Source organism: Stenotrophomonas sp. 2694 (assembly GCF_040548715.1).
Taxonomy (GTDB): domain Bacteria; phylum Pseudomonadota; class Gammaproteobacteria; order Xanthomonadales; family Xanthomonadaceae; genus Stenotrophomonas; species Stenotrophomonas indicatrix.
Genome location: NZ_JBEPSG010000008.1, coordinates 24809 through 50396, shown reverse-complemented (window position 1 = coordinate 50396; position 25588 = coordinate 24809). Strand labels below are relative to the sequence as shown.

Sequence of the window (25588 nt, the reverse complement as noted above, 5' to 3'; positions counted from 1 at the left end):
GGCGAGCGCAGCGGCGCATTGGATCGCGCTCAATACCCGGCGGCCATGAAGGCATCCAGTACCGCATCGCGCAGCGCGTCGGGCAGGGCCTCGATCTCCACGGCGCGGTCGTCCAGGTGCAGGCGTGGGTCCAGGCTGCTGGCCCGGCCCTGGGCCAGGGCCTGCAGCCACAGCAGCACGCAGATGACGAATTCGCGCTCGTGGCCCAGCCGCACCTGGCTGGCACCGCGCTCGATCACTTCGAAGGGATACCATTCCTGCTCGTCGCTGAACCTGCCGCCCTGGCGCTGCAGTGCCTGCAACTGCTGCAGGTGGCGCGGCGCATCATCGCCCGCATCGCACAGCGCGGCGATCCAGGCCAGTTCAGTCGGGCTGGCCGACAGCGCCAGCGTTGGTGAACGTACTGCGGATGGAGCTGGAGCCAGACCTTCCATGTGGGGCCTCCTCGACACGTTCCGCTGCGGTCTCCCCCGCGCAGCAAGCTTCAGCCGGCGGCCGTAAGGCCGACGTGAACAATGGCCCGCCGCCCCTTGTCTGCCGGCCCGGCCAGCGCCATATCGATCTGGCTGCCCGCGCTGCCGGGCCCGTACTCTGGAGACCTGCCGTGACCGTTGCCAACCCCCTGCTCGATTTTTCCGGCCTGCCGCGCTTCGAGGCGATCCGCCCCGAGCATGTGGCGCCGGCGCTGGACGTGCTGCTGGCGCAGGCCGAAGCGGCGGTCAGCGCTGCCGAGCAGGTGCAGCCGGTAACCTGGCAGACCTTCGTCACCCCGCTGGACGACGCCACCGAACGCCTGTGGCGCGCCTGGGGCCTGGTGGGACACCTGCAGGGCGTGGTCAACACGCCGGAACTGCGTGAGGCCTACAACAGCAACCTGCCGCGGGTGACCCGCTTTGCCAGTGCGCTGGGCCAGAACCTGGCGCTGTACCGCCAGTACCAGGCGCTGGCGGCCAGCACCGAAGCGGCCGGTTTTGATGAGGCGCGCCGCAAGGTGCTGGACAACACCCTGCGTGATTTCCGCCTCGGCGGTGCTGAACTGGATGCGGACGCGCAGCAGCGTTTTTCCGCCATCAAGGAGGAACTGTCGGCGCTGTCGGCGAAGTTCTCGCAGAACGTGCTCGACGCCACCGATGCGTGGTCGCTGATCGTCGAAGACCCGGCGCGCCTGGCCGGCGTGCCGGACGACGTGAAGGCTGCTGCACGCGCCGCTGCGGAAAAAGACGGCAAGGCAGGCTGGAAGCTGACCCTGCAGATGCCGTGCTACCTGCCGGTGCAGACCTGGGGCGAGGACCGCGACCTGCGCGAGATCCTGTACCGCGCCAGCGCGCAACGCGCTTCCGAGTTCGGCGACGATGCGCTGGACAACGGCGGCAACATCGATCGCATCCTTGCACTGCGTGCCGAGCTGGCCGCGCTGCTGGGCTTTGATTCCTACGCCGACTATTCGGTGGCCACCAAGATGGCCAGCGACCCCGCCGAAGTGCTGGGCTTCCTGCGTGACCTGGCCGCGCGCGCCAAGCCGTTCGCCGCCAAGGACCGCGCCGAGCTGGAGCAGTTCGCCCGCGAGCATCTCGGTATCGACAGCCTGCAGGCCTGGGATCTGGCGTTCGCCGCCGACCGCCTGAAGCAGGCGCGTTACAGCTACTCCGAGCAGGAAGTGAAGCAGTATTTCACCGAACCGAAGGTACTCGGCGGCCTGTTCTCGGTGATCGAGCAGCTGTACGGCCTGCGCGTGCAGGAAGACAGCGCGCCGGTCTGGCATGAGGACGTGCGCTTCTTCCGCCTGGTGGATGCGCAGGGCGCCCTGGTGGGCCAGTTCTACCTGGACCTGTACGCCCGCGAGGGCAAGCGTGGCGGCGCGTGGATGGATGACTGCCGCAACCGCCGCGAGCGCGCCGATGGCAGCGTACAGACGCCGCTGGTGTACCTGGTGTGCAACTTCGGCCGTGGTGCCGATGGCAAGCCGGCAACCTTCAGCCACAATGAAGTGACCACGCTGTTCCATGAAATGGGCCATGGCCTGCATCAGCTGCTGACCCGCATCGGCGAACTGGGCGTGGCCGGCATCAACGGCGTGGAGTGGGACGCGGTGGAGCTGCCCAGCCAGTTCATGGAGAACTTCTGCTGGGAATGGGACCACCTGCAGGGCATGACCGCGCATGTGGAAACCGGCGAGCCGCTGCCGCGCGCGCTGTACGAGCGCATGCTGGCCGCACGCAACTTCCACAGCGGCATGGCCACCGTGCGCCAGTTGGAATTCGGTCTGTTCGACATGCTGCTGCACAGCCAGTTCGAGGCGGCGCAGGACAGCGTGCTCGCACTGCTTGAGCGGGTGCGTGCGGAAGTGGCGGTGAACCATCCGCCGAGCTGGAATCGCTTCCCGCACCAGTTCAGCCATATCTTCGCCGGTGGCTATGCCGCCGGTTACTACAGCTACAAGTGGGCCGAAGTACTGAGCGCCGATGCCTACGCCGCGTTCGAGGAAGCGCCGCAGGCGCTGGCCGCAACCGGCGCGCGTTTCCGCGACGAGGTGCTGTCGCGCGGCGGCAGCCGCCCGGCCGCCGAGAACTTCAAGGCCTTCCGCGGCCGTGCGCCGCAGATCGACGCACTGCTGCGCCATTCGGGCATGGCGTAAGCAGGTTGCCGCCATCCACGCATGGCGTGGATCTACCGGAATGCTCCGGCATGGCGTAAACGCAAAAAAGGGCAGCGCTCCGGTAGCGCCGGGCCATGCCCGGCGAGCACGTAGCGCGGCGTAGGAAAGCCGCCGGGCATGGCCCGGCGCTACCGGGGCGTCCCGCTTTCAATCGGCGTAGATCATCTTCCGGGTCATGCCGCCGTCGACGATGAAATCCTGGCCGGTGCTGAAGCCGGACAACGAGGACAGCAGGTACACCGCCAGCGCGCCGATGTCCTCGGGTTCGCCGACGCGGCCAACCGGATGCTGGGCGTGGTCGGTGGCCGAGTACTGCGGCACGTGCCGGCGTGACGGCGCCTGCCAGGCATCGGTGCTGATCCAGCCGGGGCTGATGCTGTTCACCCGCACCGCCGGTCCCGCACTGATGGCCAGTGCATGGGTGAAGGCCACCAGCCCACCCTTGGCCGCAGCGTAGGCTTCGCTGTGCGCCTCGGACTGCCAGGCGCGCGTCGATGCGATGTTGATGATCGCGCCTGCGTCGGCCGACAACGCCGGCAATGCGTGCTTGCTGCACAGGAACGCGCCATGCAGCGATGACAGTCGGCGCTGCCATTCTTCCCACTCCATGTCCTGCAGCAGGGTGCCGTGCGGCCCGGCGATGCCGGCATTGTTGACCAGGCCGTCGATGCGCCCGAAGCGTTGCAGGGCCACTGCGATGAAGTCGCGCACGCTGCTTTCGTCGGTGATGTCCAGCCGCTGGAACGCGGCATCATCGCCGCGCTGCCATTCGGCCAGGCAGGCATGGCCCGCCTCCACATCCAGATCGCCGATCAGCACACGGCCGCCGGCCCCGAGCACCGCCTGGGCGATGCCGCGGCCGATGCCGTTGGCACCGCCGGTGACCAGCACCACCCTGCCGTGCAGCGGCGCAGCCGGCCAGGTGGCAATCGGCGGCACCGTGCTCATGACAGGTCGTCGCCGCGCAGGCGACGGTGCCAGCCCTCGACACCGATCCGGTCCAGGGTCTGGATGTTGCGCTCGACGATCACGTCCGGGTCCGGGTAGACATCCACCGCGCGTGCCACGCTGTCTTCGCGCAGCAGGTGCAGGGTGGGGTAGGGCGCGCGGTTGGTGTAGTTGCTGGCGTCATCGGCGGCGACGCCATCGAACTGGTAGTCCGGATGGAAGCTGGCCACCTGCAGGATGCCTTGCAGGTCCAGCGCCTCGATCGCCGCATCGGCGTTGTCGAGGAAGTCGTTGTAGTCGAGGAAGTCGGTCAGTACCTGCGGATGCACGATCAGGGTGGTATCGATCTGCTCGGCCGGCGTGTCGCGCAGCAGCACCAGTTCCTCGGCCAGTTCTTCCACCAGGGCTTCGGGTGTGGTCGCGTCGCTCAGCACGATGCGGACCTGGTCCTTCACATACACCGCCTTGGCGAACGGGCACAGGTTCAGGCCGATGACGATGCGCTCCAGCCACAGGCGGGTGGCGGCGATCGGGTCATCGGTGGGCAGGGGGGTGTCGGTCATGGCGGGCGCATCGGCGGGCGGGGGTGGCCATTGTAGGCGGGCCGCTGCAGGGGCGCCGTTCACTGTGCAGGAACTGGACAACGGCGATGCTGGAAATTCCCATTGATTCAATCCCTTGCCGATATCACGCCAATGGCCGATTGCCGACGCTGCGGGCCAGGCGTGCAATGGCGGCACGACACAGGAGGACTTTTCATGACTGCATCTTCCCCATGGCTGCCGGACGCACTCTGGTCAGGCGCCTTCTTCGACGGTCAATGGAGCGCCGCTGCACAGCGCCAGCCGGTGATCGAGCCCGCCACCGGGCACTCGCTTGGTGAGATCGGCCTGGCCGATGCGGCGCAGGTCGCACGTTCGGCGGCCGCTGCGGCGCAGGCGCAACAGGCATGGGCGGCAGCGCCGTACGAACAGCGCGCCGAGGTGCTGCGCAAGGCTGCACGCCTGGCCGAAGAAAACATCGATACGCTGGTCGACTGGCTGGTCCGCGAAAGTGGCTCCACCCGCCTGAAGGCCGGTTTCGAGGCCAAGGTGACCATCAAGGCGCTGCATGAGGCCGCCGCGCTGCCTTCGCGCAGCGTGGGTGAGATCCTGCCGTCCGAGCCTGGGCGCCTGAATCTGGCGCGGCGCCGTCCGCTGGGTGTGGTGGGGGTGATCTCTCCGTTCAATTTCCCGCTGTACCTGGCGATGCGCGCGGTGGCGCCGGCGATCGCGCTCGGCAATGCCGTGGTGCTCAAGCCGGACCCGCGCACGGCGGTGTGTGGTGGTGCGGCGATCGCACGCCTGTTCGAGCAGGCTGGTCTTCCGCAGGGTGTGCTGCAGATGTTGCCCGGCGACGGCGCCGCCGGTGCCGCGCTGACCAGCGACCCGCATGTGGCGATGATCCAGTTCACCGGCTCGACGGCGGCCGGACGCAAGGTTGGCGAAGCCGCCGGCAAGCACCTGAAAAAGGTGTCGCTGGAGCTGGGCGGCAAGAACGCGCTGATCATCCTTGACGATGCGGATCTCGACCTGGCCGTGGCCAACACCGCCTGGGGCGTGTACCTGCACCAGGGCCAGATCTGCATGGCCACCGGCCGTGTGCTGGTACAGCGCGGCATCCACCAGGCCTTCCTGCAGAAGCTGGTGGCCAAGGCGAAGTCGCTGAAGGTGGGTGACCCGGCACGCGAGGATGTTGCGCTGGGCCCACTGATCAATGCCGCGCAACGCGACCATGCGGCGCGTGTGGTCGACGACGCGGTGAAGGCGGGTGCCACGCTTGAAACCGGCGGCACCCACCAGGACCTGTTCTTCGCACCCACCGTGCTCGGCAACGTCAGTGTCGACAATCCGGCGTTCAACGAAGAGATCTTCGCGCCAGTAGCGGTGGTGGTGCCGTTCGATGACGACGACGAAGCCGTGCGCCTGGCCAATGACAGCGAGTACGGCCTGTCGATGGCGATCGTCTCCCGCAATGTCGGCCGCGCGCTGAAGCTGGGCGAGCGCCTGCGCACCGGTCTGCTGCACATCAACGACCAGACCGTGAACGACGAGGTCATCAATCCCTTCGGTGGGGTAGGGGCGTCCGGCAACGGCACCAGCATCGGCGGCCCGTCCAACGTGGAGGAATTCACCCAGTGGCAATGGATGACGGTCAAGGGCGAAGCCCCGGCCTATCCCATCTGATCGAGGAGAACGCAACGATGAGCAGCAACAGTGGATCGCGTGACATCACCGCCGCGGTGGTGCGCGGCAAGGAACAGCCCTTTGTCATCGAGCAGGCGCGCCTGCGCGGCCCGCAGGACGACGAAGTGCTGGTGAAGATCGTAGCGACCGGCCTGTGCCATACCGACCTGATCGTGCGCGACCAGTACTATCCGGTGCCGCTGCCGGCGGTGCTGGGCCATGAGGGTGCGGGCATCGTCGAGGCGGTCGGCCCCAACGTGCGCGAGCTGAAGGCCGGCGACCATGTCGTGCTGACCTACGGCCAATGCGGCCACTGCAATCCCTGTCGTGGTGGCCACGGTGCGTACTGCCGCGATTTCTTCGCGCTGAATTTCGGTGGTGATGATGGCCACGGCCATACGGCCATCACCGATGCACAGGGCCAACCGCTGCACGATCACTTCTTTGCACAGTCGTCGTTCGCCACGTTTGCGCTGGCGCGCGAGATCAATGCGATCAAGGTGCCTGACGATGCGCCGCTGGAGCTGCTCGGTCCGCTGGGCTGCGGCATCCAGACCGGTGCCGGTGCGGTGCTCAACTCGCTGCAGGTGCGATCGGGCAGCAGCTTCGCCAGCTATGGCGCCGGTGCGGTCGGCCTGAGTGCGGTGATGGCGGCCAAGGTCGCCGGTGCCACCACCATCATCGCCATCGACGTGGTGCCCTCGCGGTTGCAGCTGGCCATGGAGCTGGGCGCCACCCATGTGGTCAACAGCCGCGAGACCGATGTGATCGAGGCGGTGCGCGCGATCACCGGTGGTGGCGCCGATTTCGCGCTGGAATCGACCGGGCGCCCGGAAGTGCTGTCGGCCGGCATCGAAGCGCTCGGCGGGCTTGGCATGATGGGCGTGGTCGGTGCGCCGAAGCTGGGCACCACTGCCAGTTTCGATGTGAACAACCTGCTGTTGGGTGGCCGCAGCATCCGTGGCATTGTCGAGGGCGACAGCGTGCCGCAGGTGTTCATTCCGCAGCTGGTGACGCTGTACCAGCAGGGGCGCTTCCCGTTCGACAGGCTGGTGAAGTTCTATCCGCTGGAGCAGATCAACCAGGCGGCCGAGGACAGTACGCGGGGCATCACCCTGAAGCCGATTCTGCGGATTGCGGCGTGAGGTGAGGATGGGGTCGGTTTGCAGGGCTGCGCCCTGCACCTGCCGAATCAACGTCAACGTCAAAAGCTGGCATTCCGTGGGATGGCGGGGTGGGGGGGGGGGGGGGGGGGGGGGGGGGGGGGGGCGCTCCTCCCCGCCTCTCTCCCCCCCCCCCCCCCCCCCCCCCCCCCCCCCCCCCCCCCCCCCCCCCCACCCCGCCTTCGACAGGTTCCCGCTGCTGTTGGTGGGTGTCGACCTTGGTCGACACGTAGATCCACGCCATGCGTGGATGAATGCCGGACGAGAATGGAAGCGCATTTCCCGGCTTGGCGCTGTGCTGGGGTGATCGTGGGCTCCCGCGATCTGTCGTAACGGCATGGGCTGCTCTTGGTGGGTGGCGACCACGCGGCTGTTGGTGGGTGTCGACCTTGGTCGACACGTGGATCCACGCGATGCGTGGATGAATGCCCGACGAAATGGAAACGCTCCGTTGTTGGCATGTAACGCGGGCATGGCGTGTGTGGGTGTACGCTGCATGCATGATGGCCACGACAGTCGGGCAACAGCAGCTGGTGGCGGCTCGGGCCGCCTTCGCCGAGGGCGACGTGCAGTCGCTGGCGATGCTGCCCCTGCCGTTGCAGCAGTCCTGGCAGCGCTCGCATGCGGCGGGTGTGCGCCCCGGGCAGGAGCCGTATTACCCGCCGTTGCAGGGCAATGGACACCGCTTGGAGTCCCGCGATGACCGCCGCCTGGCGCGTTGCGTGCAGCCGGAACTGGAGCAGTTGTGGGCCGCGTTCGGTGCGCGTGGGTGGACGATGTTCTGCGCCAACCGCGAGGGCATGGTGATCGTGCATCGCGCCCATGGCCTGGAAGATGCCGCGCTGCTGCGGCCGATCCAGGTGGGCCGGCGGCTGGGCGAGGCCGAGATCGGCACCACCGCGCCTGCGGTCAGCCTGGCCGACGACCTGCCCGCATTGGTACGCGGCAATGAACACTATCTGCAGCGGTTCGCCCCCGTGTTCTGCCTGAGTGAGCCGCTGCATGACCTGCAGGGGCAGGTCTGCGGTGCGATCGACATCACTGGGCTGGGGGAGCGCGATCCGGCGTTGCTGCAGGGCTATTTCCGGCAGGCAGCGCTGGCCATCGAGAACCGCTTGATGCACACGCTCAGCGATGTGCATCTGCTGGCGGTGCAGCATGATCCGCGCTGGTTGGCATCACCGCTGCAGGGCCTGTTGGCGGTGCAGGAAGACGGCCAGTTGCTTTGCGCCAATCGCGTCGCCCGGCGCCTGCTCGGCCTGCCGCGGCGTGGGCCGCTGCCGCTGCTTTCGCTGGACACGCTGTTTGCCGGCGCCAGCGCAGCACAGCGACGTCGACTGCTGCAGCCCGGCCCTGCGCATCGGGTGCGACTGGGCGAGGGCAGTGCGGTCCATCTGCAGCATCTGCAGGCACCGCGCGCCGCACGGACGCGTTCACCGGCTACGGCCGCAGCGCCCGTGCAGGCGGCACCATTGCGTGACCAGCAGCGCGATGCGGCACGGCGAGCCGCCCATACCGCCGAAGGCAACCTCAGCCTCGCCGCACGCCAGCTCGGCATCTCGCGGACAACGCTGTACAAACTGCTGCGCGAGTGAGGCCGGCCACGTAGGCCGGCCCTACATCGCGGTGTCGATCAATCGCGGAAGTTGTTGAACTGCAGCGGCAGTTCGAACTTGCCGGCCTTCAGCACGGCGATGGCGTCCTGCAGGTCGTCGCGCTTCTTGCCCATCACCCGCAGCTTGTCGCCGTTGATCTGGGTTTCCACCTTCAGCTTGGCTTCCTTCAGCGCCGCAGCGATCTTCTTGGCGATCTTCTGCTCGATGCCCTGCTTGACGGTGATCTTCTGCCGGGCCTGCGCAAGGTTGGTTTCCACGTCGCCATATTCCAGGCTGAGCACGTCGATGCTGCGGGCGGCCAGGCGAGCGCGCAGGATGTCGTTCATCTGCTTGAGCTGGAACTCGCTCGGCGCGGACTGGGTGATCACTTCGCCGTCTCGTTCGAACTTGGCGTCCACGCCCTTGAAGTCGAAACGGGTGGCAAGCTCGCGGTTGGCCTGGTCGAGCGCATTGGTCAGTTCGTGGGTGTCGACTTCGGACACAACGTCGAAGGAAGGCATGGGCGTTACTCCGCAGAAATCAGTGGCGGCCATTCTATCGCGCCGGTCGCGGCGGCAACGCCCGTGGTCGGCGATAATGGGCCATGAACGTGCAACGCTCCCCTTCGCGCGCCGTGGCCTGGATGGTCGCTGCTGTCGCCTGTTTCTCGCTGATGGACGCCGGCATGAAGCAGCTCTCGGCCGGCTATCCCTCGCTGCAGGTCACCTTCCTGCGTGGCGCGGCGTCGCTGCCCTTCGTGCTGGTCTGGGTGCTGGCCAGTGCCGGGCCACGCTCTCTGATCCCGCGCCGCTGGGGGCTGCACCTGCTGCGCGGCGGGCTGGGCATGGCGATGATCGGCTGCTTCGTGTTCGCCCTGCGCGACCTGCCGCTGTCCACCGCCTACACCATTTATTTCGTCGCGCCGCTGCTGATTGCCGCACTGTCGGTGCCGCTGCTGGGCGAGCGGGTCGGGCCGCGGCGCTGGGTCGCCATCGGCATCGGCCTGGTCGGCGTGCTGGTGGTGCTGCGGCCGGGCGTGGGCGGTTTCATCTCGGTGCCGGGCCTGATGGTGCTGGCCGCCGCCACCGCCTATGCCATCGCCGCGATCACCGTCAGCCTGCTGACCCGCACCGATACCTCGCAGTCGATGGTGGTCTGGTTCCTGGTCATCATGGCCATCGGCGCCGGGCTGCTGGCTATCCCCGGCTGGGTGCCGCTGCAGATGGCGCATGCGCCGTTGATCGCCGGCATGGGCCTGGCCGGAGCGCTGGGCCAGATCGCGCTGACCAAGGCCTTCCAGCTGGGTGAGGCCTCGATGATCGCACCGCTCGAATACAGCGGCCTGGTCTGGGTGATCGGCTGGGACCTGGCCTTCTGGGGGCAGCTGCCGGATGGCTACACCTGGGCGGGCGCGGCAATCATCGTCGCCTCGGGCCTGTACCTGCTGCACCGCGAACGGGTGAACCGGCAGGAGCCGCCGAAACCGTTGGACCATCCCTGAACCGATCTGGCTGGGGAAGGGGTCAGAGCCCCTGCGGGGATCCGACCCCGGGGTCGGATCCCCGCAGGGGCTCTGACCGCCGCCGATGTGCCGGGGCGGGCAGCTTAGAACCAAAAGGAATAACATTCTGGCCCATGGCGCGGGCGCGCGAGCGCCAGCGCTGGTAGGCTGCACGCCCCTTCCATCGCCCTCCCGGTGAGCTGATCCCGTGATCGAGTTCCAGCGCCTGCACAAATCCTATGCCGTTGCCGGCCGCGCGGTCAGCGCGCTGCAGCCGCTGGACCTGACCATCGAGGCCGGCGAGGTGTTCGGCATCATCGGCCATTCCGGTGCGGGCAAATCGACGCTGATCCGCATGATCAACCGCCTGGAGGAGCCCAGTGGTGGCCGCCTGCTGATCGCCGGCGAAGATGTCACCGCGCTGGATCCGGAAGGCCTGCGCGCGCTGCGCCGCCGGATCGGCATGATCTTCCAGCACTTCAACCTGCTGTCCTCGCGCACGGTGGCCGGCAATGTCGCCTTCCCGCTGGAGCTGGCCGGTACGCCGAAGGCCGAGATCGATGCGCGCGTCGCCGAGCTGCTGCAGACCGTGGGCCTGCAGGCGCATGCGGACAAGTACCCGGCGCAGTTGTCGGGCGGCCAGAAGCAGCGTGTGGGCATCGCCCGCGCACTGGCCACCCGCCCGCAGATCCTGCTGTGCGACGAGGCCACCAGCGCGCTCGATCCGCAGACCACCGCGTCGGTGCTGGCGCTGCTGTCGAAGATCAACCGCGAACTGGGCCTGACCATCGTGCTGATCACCCACGAGATGGACGTGATCCGCCGCGTCTGCGACCGCGTGGCCGTGCTTGATGCCGGCCAGCTGGTCGAGACCGGCCCGGTAACGAAGGTGTTCCTGCACCCGCAGCACCCGACCACCCGCCGTTTCGTCAGCGAATCGGAGCAGGTGGACGAGGGCACCCTGCACCGCGACTTCGACGCGGTCGGTGGCCGTGTCGTGCGCCTGACCTTCCTCGGCGCCGACACCTACGAACCCCTGCTCGGCAGCGTCGCGCGGCAGACCGGGGTCGACTACAACATCCTGTCCGGGCGTATCGACCGGATCAAGGACACCCCGTATGGCCAGCTGATCGTCGCCTTGGTGGGCGGTGACCAGTCCGCCGCGCAGGCCGCATTCGTGGCTGCCGGCGTGCATGTTGAGGAACTGCGTCGATGATCATCGCCACCGCCGGCGGCTTCTTCCGTCACCTGGATGCAGGCAAGTGGGCCGACATCGGCCAGGCCACCATCGACACCCTGCTGATGCTTGCCGGTTCGCTGCCGCTGACCCTGGCCATCGGCCTGCCGCTGGGCGTGCTGCTGTACCTGTTCGGTGCGCCACAGCTGAAGCGCCGGCCGGTTGCCTACGGCGTGCTGGCGCTGGTGGTGAACCTGCTGCGCTCGGTGCCCTTCATCATCCTGATGATCGTCCTGATCCCGGTGACCCTGTTCATGATGGGCACCTCGCTGGGCGTGCGTGGCGCGATCGTGCCGCTGGTCATCGGCGCTGCGCCGTTCTATGCGCGGCTGGTGGAAACCGCGCTGCGTGAAGTGGACCGCGGGGTGATCGAGGCGACCCAGGCAATGGGTGCCACCACTTGGCAGCTGGTCACCCGCGTGCTGCTGCCCGAAGCACGGCCGGGCCTGATTGCCGGTGCCACGGTGACCACCGTGGCCCTGATCGGCTTCACCGCGATGGGCGGTGCGATCGGTTCCGGTGGCCTGGGCGACCTGGCCTTCCGCGATGGCTACCAGCGCTCGCACACCGACGTGGCGCTGGTCACCGTGGTCCTGCTGCTGGTGCTGGTGCAGCTGCTGCAGATGCTCGGCGACCGCCTGGTCGCGCATTACAGCCGCAGATAACAGAATGCCGGGCGGCGCCCGGCATCGTTCAGGGTAGTGCCGGCCGCTGGCCGGCAACTTCATGTCTGGTAGTGCCGGCCGCTGGCCGGCAACCTCATGAACGCGGGAAGCACCGTGCAGTTGCCGGCCAGCGGCCGGCACTACCACCGTGTGCAGTCAACGCACGTTTGGTACTTCGTAGCCCAGCTTGCCGACCTGCTCGGCGTGCTGCGGCACGCGCTTGAGCTTGTCGGTGTTGACCCCGTACTCGTCGCGCAGGCGTTCGGCCAGGTCCTTGTACAGGGCCTTGTCCATGTCAGGCGTGCGGGCGAAGATCCAGGCCATCTCGCGGCCCGGGTAGCCGATCAGCGCCCAGGAATAGTCCGGTGCGACTTCCAGTACCCGCGAATGGGTCGGCACGACCCGGTAGAACCAGGTGCGCCAGCCGTGGTTGCCACTGTCGGGATCGACGCTGGCGCGCGCACGGATTTCCTGCAGCGGTTCACCGAAACCATCGCGGTAGCGATAGGTGATGGCGACCTTGTGGTCCTCGCGCAGCTCGTACTGGTTGACGCTGGCGACGTGGCCGCGCTCGATGAAGTTCGGCACGCGGCCGATCACGTACCAGGTCCCCATGAAGCGCTGCAGGTCGATCACCCCATCTGCAGAGGCTTCCGCGGCGCTGTTGCGGGACGACGGTGGGGAATTGGCAGCCACTGCCGGACCGCCCAGGGACAGGGCCAGCAACACAGCGCAGAGCGGGCGGATCGAGGTCATGCGGGAGCGGGCTCCAGTGGGCTTGCCCGCGCATGGTCACTGTGTGCACGCCATCCGTCAATGGTGTCGCAGCCGGTGAGAAGCCCCGCAGCCAAGCTGACCGGCATCGACCACCGGAGAATCCGCATGCGCACACGTCCCCGCCACCGCCCGCCAACTGAACGCGTCAGCGAACGCGCCGATCCGCGCCTGTTGCGGGTGGTGCCGCAGCTCGCCCTTGCTGGCCTGGCCGTGGTGCTGGTGTGGCCGGCCGCGCGCGGCAGCAGTGCCTGGCTGGGCTGGTTGCCGCTGTGGCTGGTCGGCATGCCGTTGGCGGCCTGGTGGGCACTGCTGCGCTGCCCGTTGCCAACGCTGGCCGCGCTCCGCTCGCTGCGACGCGACCATGGGCAGGCCCGGCGGCGCTCCCCCACGCGTACGCGCAAGGCGCACACCGCCACGGCCTGACCTTCGACACGGGGGCGGCCCCGGTGATCCATGCTAGCGTTCCACGGCTAATGACTGCCTGGAGCTGCAATGTCACGATTCGCTTCCGCCTGCCTGCTGGCCGGCATGATGACCGCTGCCTCGGTGGGTACCGCCGTGGCCGCTGAAGACACCGACCGTTACGCCTGGCTGGAGGACGTCACCGGCGACAAGCCGTTGTCCTGGGTCAAGGAACAGAACGCCAAGTCCGAGGCGCGCCTGGCGCAGACCCCGGCCTTCAAGCAGATGGAGAGCAGCATCCGCGAGGTGCTCGACTCGGACGCCAAGATTCCCGGCGTGCAGAAGATCGGCGATTACTACTACAACTTCTGGAAGGACAAGCAGCACGAGCGCGGCCTGTGGCGTCGCACCACCCTGGCCGAGTACCGCAAGGCCTCGCCGACCTGGGAAACCGTGCTCGACCTGGATGCGCTGAACAAGGCCGAAAACGAAAACTGGGTCTGGCACGGCGCCGACTGCCTGCGTCCGGATTACAGCCGCTGCCTGATCGCGCTGTCGCGCGGCGGTGCCGACGCCGATGTCACCCGCGAGTTCGACCTGGCCAGCAAGAGCTGGATCAAGGACGGCTTCTTCCGTCCCGAATCGAAGGGCGGCCTGAGCTGGATCGACCGCGACACCGTGTTCGTCTACACCGATTTCGGCAGCGGCTCGATGACCACCTCCGGTTACCCGCGCGTGGCCAAGCTGTGGAAGCGTGGCACGCCTATGTCCGCCGCCAGCCTGGTCTACGAAGGCAAGCCGGAAGACATGTACATCGCGGCGATGCACGATGACACCCCGGGCTTCGAGCGCAACCTGGTCAGCCGTACGCTGGCCTTCTACAACAACGAGATCTACCTGCGCGGCGACGATGGCAAGCTGACCAGGATCGATGCGCCGAACTCGGCCGAGAAGGGCCTGCACAAGCAGTGGCTGACCCTGGAACTGCGCGATCCGTGGACCGTGGGTGGCAAGACCTACGCCTCCGGCGCACTGCTGGTGACCAAGCTGGATGATTTCCTGGCCGGCAAGCGTGACTTCGAGGTGCTGTTCACCCCGACCGCGACCACCTCGCTGGCCAGTGCCTCGTGGACCAAGAACCACCTGGTGCTGAACGTGCTGGACGACGTCAAGAACCGCCTGTCGGTGCTGACTCCGACCGCCAAGGGCTGGCAGAAGAGCGATTTCGTCGGCGCGCCGGCCTTCGGCACCCTGGGCGTCAGTGCGGTCGACAGCAATGACAGCGATGCAGTGTGGCTGACCGCCACCGATTACCTGACCCCGACCACCCTGGCGATCGCCGACATCGGCAAGGCACCGGAAGTGCTCAAGACCATGCCGGCGTTCTTCGATGCCGACGGCAAGGTGATCGAGCAGCATTTCGCCACCAGCAAGGACGGTACCCGCGTGCCGTACTTCGTGGTGCACGACAAGGCGATGAAGCTCGACGGCTCCAACCCGACCCTGCTGTACGGCTACGGTGGTTTCGAGATTTCGCTGACCCCGTCGTACTCGGGCGGCATGGGCCGCGCCTGGCTGGAGAAGGGCGGCGTGTACGTGGTCGCCAACATCCGTGGTGGTGGCGAGTACGGCCCGCGCTGGCACCAGGCGGCGCTGAAGCAGAACCGTCACAAGGCCTATGAAGACATGGCCGCGGTTGCCCAGGACCTGGTCGCCCGCAGGATCACTTCTGCCAAGCACTTGGGCGTGCAGGGCGGCAGCAACGGTGGCCTGCTCACCGGCAACATGCTGACCCAGTACCCGGAGCTGTTCGGTGCGGTGGTGGTGCAGGTTCCGCTGCTGGACATGAAGCGTTACAGCCACCTGCTGGCCGGCGCCTCGTGGATGGCCGAGTACGGCAACCCGGACACCAGCGACTGGGAGTTCATCAAGACCTTCTCGCCGTACCACCTGTTCGACGCGAAGAAGAGCTATCCGCCGGTGCTGTTCACCACCTCCACCCGCGATGACCGCGTGCATCCGGGCCACGCCCGCAAGATGGCCGCGAAGATGATCGATGCCGGCAAGGACGTGACCTACTACGAGAACATCGAAGGCGGTCATGGCGGTGCAGCCAACAACGCGCAGGCCGCGCACATGTCCGCACTGGCCTACAGCTTCCTGTGGGAGCGGTTGGGCGGCAAATGATGAAATGAAAAACGCCGCCCTCGGGCGGCGTTTTTCGTTGGGTATTCGTTGAACGGTAGCGCCGGGCCATGCCCGGCGGCTCCTTTGCCGCGTCGCGCGGCAAAAATCCGCCGGGCACGGTCCGGCACTACCGGAATCGTTTCAACCCGCGCGCGATACGCTCCACCGCTTCCTGCAGCCGCGGCACTTCCTGGGTATAGGCCAGGCGTACGTGCTGGTTCGATCGATGGAAGCCGAAATCCAGGCCCGGGGTGAACGCCACGTGCTCGGTTTCCAGGAAGTGTGCGCAGAACGCCTGCGCGTCATCGGTGAACGCGCTGACGTCGGCGTACAGGTAGAACGCCCCCTGCGGCTCCACTTCGATGCGGAAGCCAAGCTCGCGCAGCGCCGGCAGCAGGAAGTCGCGGCGCTGCTGGAAGGCCTGGCGGCGTTGCTCGAAGATCGCCATCGCCTCGTCGCTGAAACAGGCAAGGGCCGCGTGCTGGGCGATGCTCGAAGCGCTGATGTAGAGGTTCTGCGCCAGCTTCTCCAGGTCGGGTACCGCCGCCGGTGGCGCCACCAGCCAGCCCAGTCGCCAGCCGGTCATGCCGAAGTACTTGGAGAAACTGTTCAGCACGAAGGCACTGTCATCCACCTGCAGCACGCTCGCTGCATCCAGGCCGTAGGTCAGGCCGTGATAGATCTCGTCGACCACCAGGTGGCCGCCGCGCGCATGCAGCGAAGCCGAGAGGGCCGCTAGTTCATCGGCTGACAGCACGGTGCCGGTGGGATTGGCCGGCGACGCCACCAACGCGCCGACGCTGTCGGCGTTCCAGTGCTGCTGCACCAGCGAAGGGGTCAACTGGTAGGCCGTTTCGGGGCCGACCGGAACGAGCTGCGCGCCGCCTTCCACCAGCCGCAGGAAGTGGCGGTTGCACGGATAACCGGGATCGGCCAGCAGCCAGTGGCGGCCGGGGTCGACCAGCAGGCTGCTGGCCAGCAGCAGCGCGCCGGAGCCGCCCGGCGTGACCAGAATGCGCTCGGGGTCGATATCCAGGCCGTAATGACTACGATAGAAACCGCTGATCGCCTGGCGCAGGGCGGGCAGGCCGCGTGCGGCGGTGTAGCGGGTGTGGCCGGCGGCCAACGCCGCCTGGCCGGCACGCACGACCGGCTCGGCGGTGGTGAAGTCCGGTTCGCCGATCTCCAGATGGATCACATCGTGACCGGCCTGTTCCAGCGCCTGTGCGCGGGCCAGCAGGGACATCACATGGAAGGGAGCGATTTCGTGGCTGCGCCGGCTGTAGCCCGGCGTGTGGGGCAGGGTACTCATGCCCCACATGGTACGCCGGGTGTCCCGGTAGTGCCGGCCGCTGGCCGGCAACCTCGGGATGAACAGTCTGCTGCCGTTGCCGGCCAGCGGCCGGCACTACCTCCGCGCGTCCATGACGATCCGCAGGGTTGCCCGCAGCCCCCCTGCCACCCAGACTCAGGCGCAAGGACGCCATTGCATTGCCGATCAAGGAGCCTTATTTCATGAAATCCACTCTCTGCCTGTTGCTTGCGAGCCTGATGACCAGCACCGCTACCGCCGCCACCCCGCCCGTTCCGCCGGATGTTGAGAAGCGTCCGCACGTGGTCAAGGCGCCGTTCGGCGCGACCCGCAACGATGACTATTACTGGCTGCGCGACGACAAGCGCGAGGACAAGGCCATGCTGGCCTACCTGCAGGCCGAGAACGCCTACGCCGACCAGCTGCTGGCACCGCTGAAGCCGCTGGAGGATGCGCTGTACGGCGAGATCGTCGGCCGCATCAAGCAGGACGATGCCAGTGTGCCGGCGCGCGAGCGCGGCTACTGGTACTACAGCCGCTACGAAACCGGCCAGGACTATCCCATCCATGCGCGCCGCAAGGCCAGCATGGACGCGCCGGAGGAAGTCCTGCTCAACGTCAACACGATGGCTGCCGGCAAGGGCTATTTCAGCGTCGGCTCGATGGAGGTCAGCCAGGACAACCAGCTGCTGGCCTGGGCCGACGATGACGTGGGTCGCCGCCAGTACGTCATCCGCTTCAAGGACCTGCGCACCGGCGCGGTGCTGCCGGACACGATCACCGGCACCTCGGGCGACCTGGTCTGGGCCGACGACAACCGCACCGTGCTGTATGTCGAGAACGATCCGGAAACCCTGCTGACCGTGCGAGTGAAGAAGCACGTGCTGGGCACCCCGGCCAGCGCCGACACCGTCGTCTACGAAGAGAAGGACGACAGCTTCTACATGGGCATCGGCCGCACCCGCGACGATCGCTTCATCACCATCGGCGTGCACAGCACCGTGTCCTCCGAAGAGCGCTACGCGCCGGCCAGCGACCCGACCACGTTCACCGTGCTCGCCCCGCGCCAACGCGACGTGGAGTACGACGCCGACCACTATGACGGCCGCTGGGTGATCCGCACCAACGATGGCGCGAAGAACTTCAAGCTGGTGACCGCACCGACCGATGCCACCTCGCGTGCGCAGTGGAAGGATTGGATCGCCCATGACGATGCGGTGTTCATCGAAGGCTTCGAACTGTTCGATACCTACACCGCCATCGCCGAACGTTCCGAAGGCCTGGAGCGCATCCGCCTGCTGTTCAAGGACGGTCGCAACGACTACGTAAAGGCCGACGAACCGGCCTATTCGATGGGCCTGGGCGACAACACCGAGGCTGACACCACGTGGCTGCGCTACGTGTACACCTCGATGACCACGCCGACCACGGTGTACGAACTGAACACCGCCACCGGCGAGCGTCGCCAGCTGAAGCAGCAGCCGGTGATCGGCTATGACGCCTCGAAGTACGAGACCGACCGGGTGTGGATCACCGCGCGCGACGGGGTGAAGGTGCCGGTGTCGCTGGTCTATCGCAAGGGCTACAGGAAGGATGGCACCGGCGCGCTGTTCCAGTACGCCTACGGCAGCTACGGCATGTCGATGGACCCCTACTTCAACCAGACGGCGGTGAGCCTGCTCGACCGTGGCGTGGTGTACGCCATCGCCCACATCCGCGGTGGCCAGGAAATGGGCCGCGACTGGTACGAGAACGGCAAGCTGCTGCACAAGCAGAACACCTTCAACGACTTCATCGACGTCACCCGTGGCCTGGTGGCACAGGGCTGGGCGGCGAAGGACCGTGTCGCCGCGTCCGGTGGCAGCGCCGGTGGCCTGCTGATGGGCGCCATCGCCAACCAGGCGCCGCAGGACTACCGCGTGCTGGTGGCGCAGGTGCCTTTCGTGGACGTGGTCACCACCATGCTCGACCCGACCATCCCGCTGACCACCAACGAGTACGACGAGTGGGGTAACCCCGAGCAGAAGCCGTACTACGAGTACATGCTGTCCTACTCGCCCTACGACAACGTGAAAAAGCAGGCCTATCCGTCGCTGTTCGTGGGTACCGGCCTGTGGGATTCGCAGGTGCAGTACTGGGAACCGGCCAAGTGGGTGGCCAAGCTGCGTGATGACAACACCAGCACCTTCCCGATCCTGTTCCGCACCAACATGGAAGCCGGCCACGGCGGCAAGTCCGGGCGCTTCCAGCGTTACCGCGAACTGTCCGAGTCGTATGCATTCGTGCTGCAGCAGCTGGGCATCGAAACGCCCGCGGCCGGTGCTGCGACGGAATGACGCATCGTGGCGGCGGTGATATCGCCGCCGCCACCTGCGCTCGGTATCCTTGCGCGATGCGCCCGCCCGAACCGCCCACCACCAAGGACCTGCCAACGCCCGCCCGGCCGGTGCGGTTCCGTTGGGCGTGGTGGCTGCTGGCCTATGCCAGCCTGGGCACCGGCATCGTCGGCATCTTCGTGCCGGGGCTGCCTACCACCGTATTCATCCTGATCTCGGCCTGGGCCGCCTCGCGCGGCTCCGAGCGCCTGCACGGCTGGCTGCTGCAGCACCCGCGCTTCGGCCCGGCCATCGCCAACTGGCAGGCACATGGTGCGGTGAGCCGCTACGGCAAATGGATGGCCACGATCACCATGGCGGTGTGCGCCGGCATCATGCTGTGGTGCGTGCCGGTGGCCTGGGTGAAGTGGTTCTCCATCGGCAGCATGACCGTGGTGGCGATCTGGCTGTGGACCCGGCCGCTGCCGCCGGCCGATTGATCTCTCCCGCCGGGCATGGCCCGGCGCTACCAGGGGTGCTGGGTTGCGGTAGCGTCGGGCCATGCCCGGCGGATGCCTGACGCGGCACCCTGCACCAACCGCTCAGCCGCCAATGGCTATACTCGGGGCATGAACATCCCCCATCGCAATGTCATCCTGATTCCGCTGGCAGCGGCCTCGCTGCTGTTCCTCGCCGCATGCGGCAACAAGGGCCCGCTGGTGCTGCCGCAGAAGCCGGTGCCGGTGGAAGAAACCGTCGAACCGGCCGCTGATGCCGACGCCACGCCTGCTGCCACCCAGGCCCCGCGCGACGGCAGTCCGTCCGTCACTCCTGATCCGGCCAAGAAGGTGGACGACGGGAATGAGTAAGGCCGGTACCAACGGCCTGCGCTTCAGCAAGATGCACGGCGCGGGCAACGATTTCGTAGTGATCGACCTGCGCGACGGCACCCCGCCGCCCACTCCGGAACTGGCCGCGCGCCTGGCCGACCGCCATACCGGCGTCGGCTGCGACCAGATCCTGACCATCGAGCCGCCGCGCGCCGAAGGCTCCGTCGCCTCTTACCGCATCTGGAACGCCGATGGTTCCAATTCCGAGCAGTGCGGCAACGGCGCGCGCTGCATCGCTGCCTGGCTGGTGCGCGAGGGCAGTGCGCAGGGCGACCGCTTCGTCATCGACAGCCCGCTGGCCAGCCACGCCGTGGATGTCCTCGGCGATGGCCAGTACGCGGTGGCGATGGGCGTGCCGCTGTTCGATCCGGCGCAGGTGCCGCTGATCGGCTTCGCCCACCCGCGTGAGGAGTACCTGCTGCCACTGCAGGGTGAGACCGTGCGCTTCGCGGCGGTGTCGATGGGCAATCCGCACGCGGTGATTGAAGTGGGCCTGGTCGACGCCGCACCGGTCGAGCGCGTGGGCGGACTGCTGCAGCAGCATGCCTCGTTCCCGAAGTCGGTGAACGTGGGCTTCGCCCAGGTAATGGGCCCGGAACATGTGCGCCTGCGCGTGTTCGAGCGCGGCGCGGGTGAAACCCTGGCCTGCGGCAGTGGCGCCTGCGCGGCGGCAGTGACCCTGATGCATCGCGGCCGCCTGCAGCGCGATGCGCGCATCAGCCTGCCTGGTGGCGACCTGCGCATCCAGTGGCCGGGCGATGGCCAGCCGGTGGTGATGGCGGGCCCGACCGCATTCGTCTTCGAAGGGGAGTGGATCGCATGACTGAGACCGTCGACAAGCTCGGTGCCCATGAAGTCGCCGCCTGGTTGCGGCGCCATCCGGGTTTCCTCAAGCAGTTCCCGGACCTGGCGCTGACCCTGGTGGTGCCACGCGATGACGGCCCGACCGCATCGCTGGCCAGCTACCAGCTGGAAGTGCTGCGCGAGAAGAACCGCGAGCTGGCGCGACGGTTGGCAGACCTGGGCGCGACCGCGCAGGTCAACGAGCGGTTGGCGGTGCGCACGCATCAGCTCACCCTGGCCCTGATGAAGCAGGACAACGCCGCCGACACGCTGCGCGCGATGGCGGCGTCACTGCAGGAAGATTTCGCCGGCGATCTGGTACGGCTGGTCGTGCATGCGCCGGTGGCGGGGCTGGAGCAGGCCGAGTGGCTGCAGGTGCTGGCTGCCGATGATGCGCAGCTGGGCCCGTTCCGCGACTGCCTGAAGGATGGTGAGCCGATCTGCGGCCGCCTGCACAGCGACAAGAACGCGGTGCTGTACGGCGCGCGCAGCGAGGAGGTGCAGACCACCGCGCTGCTGCCGCTGCCGGGTGTTGGCCTGATCGCGGTGGGCAGCCATGATCCGAACCGCTTCTATCCCGGCATGGGCACGCTGTTCCTGCGGATGATGGGCGAGGCCCTGGTGACCGGGCTCAAGCGCTTCGCGGATTGAGCGGGAAACGACGACGATGAGCGCGGTGCAGGCGTTCCTGCAGCACCTGCAGGTGGAGCGGCGGATGTCGGCGCATACGCTCGACGCCTACCGCCGCGACCTGGATGCGTTGTCGGTGTGGGCCGAACCCCGCGGGGTGGCCGTGGAGGCGCTGGATACCGACGCGGTGCGCCAGTTCGTTGCCGATGAACACCGCCGTGGCCTGTCGGCCAAGAGCCTGCAACGCCGGCTGTCGGCCTGCCGCAGCTTCTATGCCTGGCTGCTCAAGCATGGCCGCATCGAGGCCAGCCCGGCAGCGACACTGAAGGCGCCGCGTGCGCCGCGACGGCTGCCGCAGGTGCTCGATGCGGACGAAGCCGTGCAGCTGGTTGAACTGGAACCGGAAGGCGAGCTGGGTCGTCGTGACCGCGCGCTGCTGGAACTGTTCTATTCCTCCGGCCTGCGCTTGAGCGAAGTCTGTGCGCTGACCTGGCGCGATTTGGATTTCGCCAGTGGCCTGGTCAACGTGATGGGCAAGGGCAACCGGCAACGTCGCGTCCCCTTCGGAAAGCCGGCACGCGAAGCGCTGCTGACCTGGCGCAGCGAAAGCGGTGGTAGTGGCGCCACACCGGTTTTCCCCGGCCGCAACGGGCCGATCAGCCAGCGCGCGGTGCAGATCCGCATCCGCCAGCTGGCGCAGCGCCAGGGCTTGTTCAAGCACGTGCACCCGCACATGCTGCGGCACAGTTTCGCCAGCCACATCCTGGAATCCTCCGGTGACCTGCGCGGTGTGCAGGAACTGCTCGGCCATGCCGACATCGCCACCACGCAGATCTACACCCACCTGGATTTCCAGCATCTGGCCAAGGTCTACGATGCGGCGCATCCGCGCGCGAAACGCCGCAAAGACCCGCCCGACACGGGGGGGTAGCGCCGGGCCATGCCCGGCGGCTGTGCGATCCATGTGTCGTGTACGCGACACCGCCCGCACTGCGCGCTCGCCGGGCATGGCCCGGCGCTACCGGAACGGCCGCCGCTTGATCTGGATCAGGGCGGTGCAGTGGTCGCCGGTGCATCGTGGCCGCAGGCCACGACGAGATGCCGACCATGGCAAAGCCCATTCCGCTGCGCCCCAAGCACCCCGAGCGTATCTGCTGGGGCTGCGACCGTTACTGCGCTGCCGACGCACTGGCCTGTGGCAACGGCTCGGGCCGCACCCAGCACCCGATCGAGACGCAGGGTGAGGACTGGTACGTGGCGTGGGGCATTGAACCCAATCCGGACCGGCCATCGCATGCCAAGCGCTGAACGGCAGCTATCGGTGCGGGCTTGATCGCTTCGGCGGCTGTCCCCATGTCCCGTGAACAGCTATCGGAGGCCGCATGGACCCCAGTCAGAATCCCACCGTTTTCCACGCCACCACCATCGTCTGCGTTCGTCGCGGCGAGCACGTGGCCATTGCCGGCGACGGCCAGGTCACCCTCGGCCACACGGTGATGAAGGGCAACGCACGCAAGGTCCGCCGCCTTGGCCGCGATGGCCAGGTACTGGCCGGCTTTGCCGGTGCCGCCGCCGATGCCTTCACCCTGTTCGAGCTGTTCGAAGCCAAGCTGGAAAAGCATGGCCAGCTGCAGCGTGCCGCGGTGGAACTGGCCAAGGATTGGCGCACCGAGCGCCGCCTCGGCAAGCTCGAAGCCCTGCTGGCGGTGGCCGACAAGGAAACCTCGCTGATCATCAGCGGCACCGGCGACGTGATCGAGCCGGAGGACGGCATCATCGCCATCGGTTCCGGTGGTTCGTATGCGCTGTCCGCTGCACGCGCGCTGATGGCGCACACCGAACTGGATGCACGCACCATCGCCAGCGAAGCGATCAACATCGCCGGTGACATCTGCATCTACACCAACCGCAACGTGGTGGTCGAGGAGTTGTGACGGGGAACCGTCACACGCATTCCTGATCCGCCGGGCATGGCCCGGCGCTACCGACAACGCATTCGTGAGCACACCCATGCCGCACAAGATCGAAGTTTCCTCCGCCACCATGACCCCGCGCGAGATCGTGCAGGAACTGGACCGGCACATCGTCGGCCAGCATGACGCCAAGCGCGCGGTCGCCATCGCCCTGCGCAACCGCTGGCGCCGCATGCAGCTGCAGCCCGAGCTGCGCAACGAGGTCATGCCCAAGAACATCCTGATGATCGGCCCGACCGGCGTCGGCAAGACCGAGATCGCGCGCCGCCTGGCCACGCTGGCCAACGCGCCGTTCGTCAAGGTCGAAGCGACCCGCTTCACCGAAGTCGGCTATGTCGGCAAGGATGTCGAGCAGATCATCCGTGACCTGGCCGATACCGCGGTCAAGCTGTACCGCGAACAGGCCAAGGTGCGCGTGCGCACGCAGGCCGAAGAGCGCGCCGAAGACCGCATCCTCGATGCGCTGCTGCCGCGCCGCAGCGGTGGCATCGGCTTCGACCCGGAGGCTGCGCGCAACGAGCCGTCGGCGCAGGACAACGAGACCCGCATCAAGTTCCGCAAGATGCTGCGCAACGGCGAGCTGGACGATCGCGAGATCGAGCTCGACCTGACCGCCAACGTCAGCATGGACATCATGACCCCGCCGGGCATGGAGGAAATGGGCCAGCAGCTGAAGTCGATGTTCGCCAACCTCGGTGGTGGCGCCAAGGCCCACAAGCGCACGCTGACCATCAAGGCCGCGCGTCCGCTGCTGCAGGAGGAAGAGGCCGGCAAGCTGGTCAACGAGGACGACATCCGCACTGCCGCGATCGAGGCCTGCGAGCAGCACGGCATCGTGTTCATCGACGAGATCGACAAGGTCGCCAAGCGGGGTGACAACGTGGGCGGTGGCGATGTCTCGCGCGAAGGCGTGCAGCGCGACCTGCTGCCGCTGGTGGAAGGTTCCAACGTGTCCACCAAGTACGGCACGATCAAGACCGACCACATCCTGTTCATCGCATCGGGCGCGTTCCACCTGGCCAAGCCCAGCGACCTGATCCCTGAGCTGCAGGGCCGCTTCCCGATCCGCGTGGAGCTGGGTGCGCTGAGCAAGGCTGATTTCGTGCGCATCCTGACCGAGCCGAAGGCTGCGCTGACCAAGCAGTACGAAGCGCTGCTGGCCACCGAAGGCGTCAAGGTCAGCTTCACCACCGATGCCATCGACCGCCTGGCCGAGATCGCCTTCCAGGTGAACGAGCGCCAGGAGAACATCGGTGCGCGCCGCCTGCATACCGTGCTGGAGCGCCTGCTGGATTCGCTCAGCTACGAAGCACCGGACCGCGATGGTGAAACCCTGGCCATCGACAGTGCCTATGTCGATGCGCACCTGGGTGAACTGGTGCAGGACCCGGACCTGAGCCGTTACATCCTGTAACCGGGAATGCGAAAAGGCCGCCGAAAGGCGGCCTTTTTCGTTATGCAGGGTCGGATCCCTCGCCATGGCGAGGGATCCGACCCGTTACGTACTCGCCGGGCATGGCCCGGCGCTACCTTTGTGGCCGAATCTGCGGTAACGCCGGGCCATGCCCGGCGGCGCCGTCACGCCTCCGGCAGCGGCTCGGGTACCGAACCCGGTACGAACACGCCTTCCTTCACGTAGGCGGCCAGGGTCATGTCCAGCGCCAGCATGCCGTCGCGCTTGAGGTCCATCAGGTCCGGTTCGACCATCGCCCCGTGCAGCACGCCGAGCACGGTGGCGTGCAGCATGCGCGCGGCGATCTTCGGGTCGGCGCCGTCGCGCAGCTGGCCCAGGTCCTGGGCACGGCGCAGGGCGCGTTCCATCCGGTCCAGGGCATCGCGGAAACCGCTCTGCTGCAGTTCGGTCAGCACCCTGGTGTCGGCCGAGGCATCGCTGCGCAGCATGATCTCCATGGTCTTGCGCAGGCGCTCGTCCTCGGACAGCTCGATGAACGAGTGGATCATCACCGCGCGCAGGTCATGCACCGGCGTGTCGCGCTGGTCGGTGGAGGTGCGCTCCAGCTCCTGCATGAAGGGCAGGTGCACCCGTTCGACGATCGCGGTCAGCACCTCGCCCTTGTTCTTGAAATGCCAGTACACGGCGCCGCGGGTGTAGCCGGCGCGGGCACCGATCATCTCCAGCGTGGTCCGGGCCACGCCGTGTTCGTGGAAACAGGCTTCGGCGGCATCCAGGATGCCTTCGCGGGTTGCCTGGGTGTCCTCTTTGGTTTTGCGGGCCATGAGCGGGTACGAGTGCGGGTGAAACGTGGCT

At 67.3% G+C, this 25588-nt stretch carries 25 protein-coding genes; 18 read left to right on the top strand and 7 right to left on the bottom strand.

From position 1 onward, the window contains the following. Window positions 1-29: 29 nt before the first annotated feature. On the bottom strand, window positions 30-434 hold the full coding sequence (locus tag ABIA73_RS11770) for a hypothetical protein (RefSeq protein ID WP_032976560.1): 405 nt from the start codon (window positions 432-434) through the stop codon (window positions 30-32). A 170-nt stretch (window positions 435-604) separates the two neighbouring features. Between ABIA73_RS11770 and ABIA73_RS11765 the strand changes: the two genes are divergently transcribed. Further along, window positions 605-2635, top strand: coding sequence for a M3 family metallopeptidase (locus tag ABIA73_RS11765; protein ID WP_059065185.1), 2031 nt, complete (start codon window positions 605-607; stop codon window positions 2633-2635). 168 nt (window positions 2636-2803) lie between these two features. On the opposite strand, the gene ABIA73_RS11760 is transcribed toward ABIA73_RS11765, so the two are convergent. Together ABIA73_RS11760 and ABIA73_RS11755 are read right to left on the bottom strand one after the other, a co-directional pair. After that, window positions 2804-3604 carry an SDR family oxidoreductase gene (locus tag ABIA73_RS11760; protein WP_309911191.1) on the bottom strand — a complete coding sequence of 267 codons (801 nt, stop codon included), beginning with the start codon at window positions 3602-3604 and terminating at the stop codon, window positions 2804-2806. Beyond that, on the bottom strand, window positions 3601-4167 hold the full coding sequence (locus ABIA73_RS11755; RefSeq protein WP_025877318.1) for a DUF1415 domain-containing protein: 567 nt from the start codon (window positions 4165-4167) through the stop codon (window positions 3601-3603). The genes ABIA73_RS11760 and ABIA73_RS11755 overlap by 4 nt, the downstream gene beginning before the upstream one ends. Window positions 4168-4362: 195 nt before the next feature. Between ABIA73_RS11755 and ABIA73_RS11750 the strand changes: the two genes are divergently transcribed. The 3 genes from ABIA73_RS11750 (at window position 4363) to ABIA73_RS11740 (ending at window position 8587) form a co-directional block, all read left to right on the top strand. Next, window positions 4363-5829 carry a benzaldehyde dehydrogenase gene (locus tag ABIA73_RS11750; protein ID WP_354275830.1) on the top strand — a complete coding sequence of 489 codons (1467 nt, stop codon included), beginning with the start codon at window positions 4363-4365 and terminating at the stop codon, window positions 5827-5829. A 17-nt stretch (window positions 5830-5846) separates the two neighbouring features. Continuing rightward, window positions 5847-6974 (top strand): NAD(P)-dependent alcohol dehydrogenase, encoded by a 1128-nt coding sequence (locus tag ABIA73_RS11745; protein ID WP_025877316.1) that lies wholly within the window; start codon window positions 5847-5849, stop codon window positions 6972-6974. A gap of 521 nt (window positions 6975-7495) precedes the next feature. Beyond that, complete coding sequence (locus tag ABIA73_RS11740; protein ID WP_223483514.1) at window positions 7496-8587, top strand: helix-turn-helix domain-containing protein; 1092 nt, start codon at window positions 7496-7498, stop codon at window positions 8585-8587. Window positions 8588-8625: 38 nt separating this feature from the next. On the opposite strand, the gene ABIA73_RS11735 is transcribed toward ABIA73_RS11740, so the two are convergent. Continuing rightward, window positions 8626-9108, bottom strand: a complete 483-nt coding sequence (locus ABIA73_RS11735) for a YajQ family cyclic di-GMP-binding protein (RefSeq protein ID WP_025877313.1) — start codon at window positions 9106-9108, stop codon at window positions 8626-8628. Window positions 9109-9191: 83 nt separating this feature from the next. Here ABIA73_RS11735 and ABIA73_RS11730 point away from each other — a divergent pair, with 83 nt between their 5' ends. The 3 genes from ABIA73_RS11730 to ABIA73_RS11720 all read left to right on the top strand — a co-directional run bounded on the left by ABIA73_RS11730 (window position 9192) and on the right by ABIA73_RS11720 (window position 11990). Then, entirely contained in the window at window positions 9192-10088 is an 897-nt protein-coding gene (locus ABIA73_RS11730) for a DMT family transporter (RefSeq protein WP_025877311.1), read from the top strand. Window positions 10089-10296: 208 nt separating this feature from the next. Further along, on the top strand, window positions 10297-11304 hold the full coding sequence (locus ABIA73_RS11725) for a methionine ABC transporter ATP-binding protein (protein WP_025877309.1): 1008 nt from the start codon (window positions 10297-10299) through the stop codon (window positions 11302-11304). Then, the gene (locus tag ABIA73_RS11720; protein ID WP_025877307.1) at window positions 11301-11990 is read left to right on the top strand and encodes a methionine ABC transporter permease; all 690 of its coding nucleotides are present in this window, start codon (window positions 11301-11303) and stop codon (window positions 11988-11990) included. Before ABIA73_RS11725 ends, ABIA73_RS11720 begins: the two co-directional genes overlap by 4 nt. Window positions 11991-12146: 156 nt before the next feature. Here the strand turns inward: ABIA73_RS11720 and ABIA73_RS11715 are convergent, their stop codons facing one another. Beyond that, the gene (locus ABIA73_RS11715; protein WP_025877305.1) at window positions 12147-12746 is read right to left on the bottom strand and encodes a lipocalin family protein; all 600 of its coding nucleotides are present in this window, start codon (window positions 12744-12746) and stop codon (window positions 12147-12149) included. Between the two features lie 126 nt (window positions 12747-12872). Here ABIA73_RS11715 and ABIA73_RS11710 point away from each other — a divergent pair, with 126 nt between their 5' ends. Next, window positions 12873-13190, top strand: a complete 318-nt coding sequence (locus ABIA73_RS11710; protein WP_032976554.1) for a hypothetical protein — start codon at window positions 12873-12875, stop codon at window positions 13188-13190. 69 nt (window positions 13191-13259) lie between these two features. Then, complete coding sequence (locus tag ABIA73_RS11705; protein WP_354275829.1) at window positions 13260-15356, top strand: prolyl oligopeptidase family serine peptidase; 2097 nt, start codon at window positions 13260-13262, stop codon at window positions 15354-15356. A 127-nt stretch (window positions 15357-15483) separates the two neighbouring features. Here ABIA73_RS11705 and ABIA73_RS11700 read toward each other — a convergent pair whose 3' ends face one another. Further along, window positions 15484-16668: a pyridoxal phosphate-dependent aminotransferase gene (locus ABIA73_RS11700; RefSeq protein WP_025877299.1), complete on the bottom strand. Its 1185-nt coding sequence runs from the start codon at window positions 16666-16668 to the stop codon at window positions 15484-15486. 203 nt (window positions 16669-16871) lie between these two features. Between ABIA73_RS11700 and ABIA73_RS11695 the strand changes: the two genes are divergently transcribed. From ABIA73_RS11695 to hslU, 9 genes are all read left to right on the top strand, one after another. Next, the gene (locus tag ABIA73_RS11695; RefSeq protein ID WP_099843713.1) at window positions 16872-19004 is read left to right on the top strand and encodes a S9 family peptidase; all 2133 of its coding nucleotides are present in this window, start codon (window positions 16872-16874) and stop codon (window positions 19002-19004) included. Window positions 19005-19060: 56 nt separating this feature from the next. Further along, complete coding sequence (locus ABIA73_RS11690; RefSeq protein ID WP_312964837.1) at window positions 19061-19483, top strand: YbaN family protein; 423 nt, start codon at window positions 19061-19063, stop codon at window positions 19481-19483. A 129-nt stretch (window positions 19484-19612) separates the two neighbouring features. After that, the gene (lptM, locus tag ABIA73_RS11685; RefSeq protein ID WP_025877294.1) at window positions 19613-19852 is read left to right on the top strand and encodes an LPS translocon maturation chaperone LptM; all 240 of its coding nucleotides are present in this window, start codon (window positions 19613-19615) and stop codon (window positions 19850-19852) included. Further along, window positions 19845-20696, top strand: coding sequence for a diaminopimelate epimerase (gene dapF, locus ABIA73_RS11680; RefSeq protein ID WP_099785448.1), 852 nt, complete (start codon window positions 19845-19847; stop codon window positions 20694-20696). Before lptM ends, dapF begins: the two co-directional genes overlap by 8 nt. After that, on the top strand, window positions 20693-21367 hold the full coding sequence (locus tag ABIA73_RS11675; RefSeq protein WP_025877290.1) for a DUF484 family protein: 675 nt from the start codon (window positions 20693-20695) through the stop codon (window positions 21365-21367). The genes dapF and ABIA73_RS11675 overlap by 4 nt, the downstream gene beginning before the upstream one ends. Before the next feature lie 16 nt (window positions 21368-21383). After that, window positions 21384-22277, top strand: coding sequence for a tyrosine recombinase XerC (xerC, locus tag ABIA73_RS11670; RefSeq protein ID WP_154881082.1), 894 nt, complete (start codon window positions 21384-21386; stop codon window positions 22275-22277). 176 nt (window positions 22278-22453) lie between these two features. Continuing rightward, the gene (locus ABIA73_RS11665) at window positions 22454-22654 is read left to right on the top strand and encodes a DUF3079 domain-containing protein (protein ID WP_025877286.1); all 201 of its coding nucleotides are present in this window, start codon (window positions 22454-22456) and stop codon (window positions 22652-22654) included. A gap of 74 nt (window positions 22655-22728) precedes the next feature. Beyond that, on the top strand, window positions 22729-23280 hold the full coding sequence (hslV, locus tag ABIA73_RS11660; protein ID WP_025877284.1) for an ATP-dependent protease subunit HslV: 552 nt from the start codon (window positions 22729-22731) through the stop codon (window positions 23278-23280). Window positions 23281-23356: 76 nt separating this feature from the next. Continuing rightward, the gene (gene hslU / locus ABIA73_RS11655) at window positions 23357-24733 is read left to right on the top strand and encodes an ATP-dependent protease ATPase subunit HslU (protein ID WP_025877282.1); all 1377 of its coding nucleotides are present in this window, start codon (window positions 23357-23359) and stop codon (window positions 24731-24733) included. A gap of 164 nt (window positions 24734-24897) precedes the next feature. Here the strand turns inward: hslU and smeT are convergent, their stop codons facing one another. Further along, window positions 24898-25557, bottom strand: coding sequence for an efflux transporter SmeDEF transcriptional repressor SmeT (gene smeT, locus ABIA73_RS11650; protein ID WP_025877280.1), 660 nt, complete (start codon window positions 25555-25557; stop codon window positions 24898-24900). Between the last annotated feature and the right edge of the window lie 31 nt (window positions 25558-25588).

Excerpts from the sequence above, each read along its gene's own strand:
- ABIA73_RS11665 (WP_025877286.1), top strand. The coding sequence starts at position 22,454 with ATGGCAAAGCCCATTCCGCTGCGCCCCAAGCACCCCGAGCGTATCTGC.
- ABIA73_RS11700 (WP_025877299.1), bottom strand. The coding sequence starts at position 16,668 with ATGAGTACCCTGCCCCACACGCCGGGCTACAGCCGGCGCAGCCACGAA.
- xerC (WP_154881082.1), top strand. The coding sequence starts at position 21,384 with ATGAGCGCGGTGCAGGCGTTCCTGCAGCACCTGCAGGTGGAGCGGCGG.
- hslU (WP_025877282.1), top strand. The coding sequence starts at position 23,357 with ATGCCGCACAAGATCGAAGTTTCCTCCGCCACCATGACCCCGCGCGAG.
- ABIA73_RS11760 (WP_309911191.1), bottom strand. The coding sequence starts at position 3,604 with ATGAGCACGGTGCCGCCGATTGCCACCTGGCCGGCTGCGCCGCTGCAC.
- ABIA73_RS11770 (WP_032976560.1), bottom strand. The coding sequence starts at position 434 with ATGGAAGGTCTGGCTCCAGCTCCATCCGCAGTACGTTCACCAACGCTG.
- lptM (WP_025877294.1), top strand. The coding sequence starts at position 19,613 with ATGAACATCCCCCATCGCAATGTCATCCTGATTCCGCTGGCAGCGGCC.
- ABIA73_RS11715 (WP_025877305.1), bottom strand. The coding sequence starts at position 12,746 with ATGACCTCGATCCGCCCGCTCTGCGCTGTGTTGCTGGCCCTGTCCCTG.
- ABIA73_RS11735 (WP_025877313.1), bottom strand. The coding sequence starts at position 9,108 with ATGCCTTCCTTCGACGTTGTGTCCGAAGTCGACACCCACGAACTGACC.
- ABIA73_RS11705 (WP_354275829.1), top strand. The coding sequence starts at position 13,260 with ATGTCACGATTCGCTTCCGCCTGCCTGCTGGCCGGCATGATGACCGCT.
- ABIA73_RS11740 (WP_223483514.1), top strand. The coding sequence starts at position 7,496 with ATGGCCACGACAGTCGGGCAACAGCAGCTGGTGGCGGCTCGGGCCGCC.
- ABIA73_RS11710 (WP_032976554.1), top strand. The coding sequence starts at position 12,873 with ATGCGCACACGTCCCCGCCACCGCCCGCCAACTGAACGCGTCAGCGAA.
- dapF (WP_099785448.1), top strand. The coding sequence starts at position 19,845 with ATGAGTAAGGCCGGTACCAACGGCCTGCGCTTCAGCAAGATGCACGGC.
- ABIA73_RS11690 (WP_312964837.1), top strand. The coding sequence starts at position 19,061 with ATGCGCCCGCCCGAACCGCCCACCACCAAGGACCTGCCAACGCCCGCC.
- ABIA73_RS11730 (WP_025877311.1), top strand. The coding sequence starts at position 9,192 with ATGAACGTGCAACGCTCCCCTTCGCGCGCCGTGGCCTGGATGGTCGCT.
- hslV (WP_025877284.1), top strand. The coding sequence starts at position 22,729 with ATGGACCCCAGTCAGAATCCCACCGTTTTCCACGCCACCACCATCGTC.
- ABIA73_RS11750 (WP_354275830.1), top strand. The coding sequence starts at position 4,363 with ATGACTGCATCTTCCCCATGGCTGCCGGACGCACTCTGGTCAGGCGCC.
- ABIA73_RS11745 (WP_025877316.1), top strand. The coding sequence starts at position 5,847 with ATGAGCAGCAACAGTGGATCGCGTGACATCACCGCCGCGGTGGTGCGC.
- ABIA73_RS11675 (WP_025877290.1), top strand. The coding sequence starts at position 20,693 with ATGACTGAGACCGTCGACAAGCTCGGTGCCCATGAAGTCGCCGCCTGG.
- ABIA73_RS11755 (WP_025877318.1), bottom strand. The coding sequence starts at position 4,167 with ATGACCGACACCCCCCTGCCCACCGATGACCCGATCGCCGCCACCCGC.
- ABIA73_RS11720 (WP_025877307.1), top strand. The coding sequence starts at position 11,301 with ATGATCATCGCCACCGCCGGCGGCTTCTTCCGTCACCTGGATGCAGGC.
- ABIA73_RS11695 (WP_099843713.1), top strand. The coding sequence starts at position 16,872 with ATGAAATCCACTCTCTGCCTGTTGCTTGCGAGCCTGATGACCAGCACC.
- smeT (WP_025877280.1), bottom strand. The coding sequence starts at position 25,557 with ATGGCCCGCAAAACCAAAGAGGACACCCAGGCAACCCGCGAAGGCATC.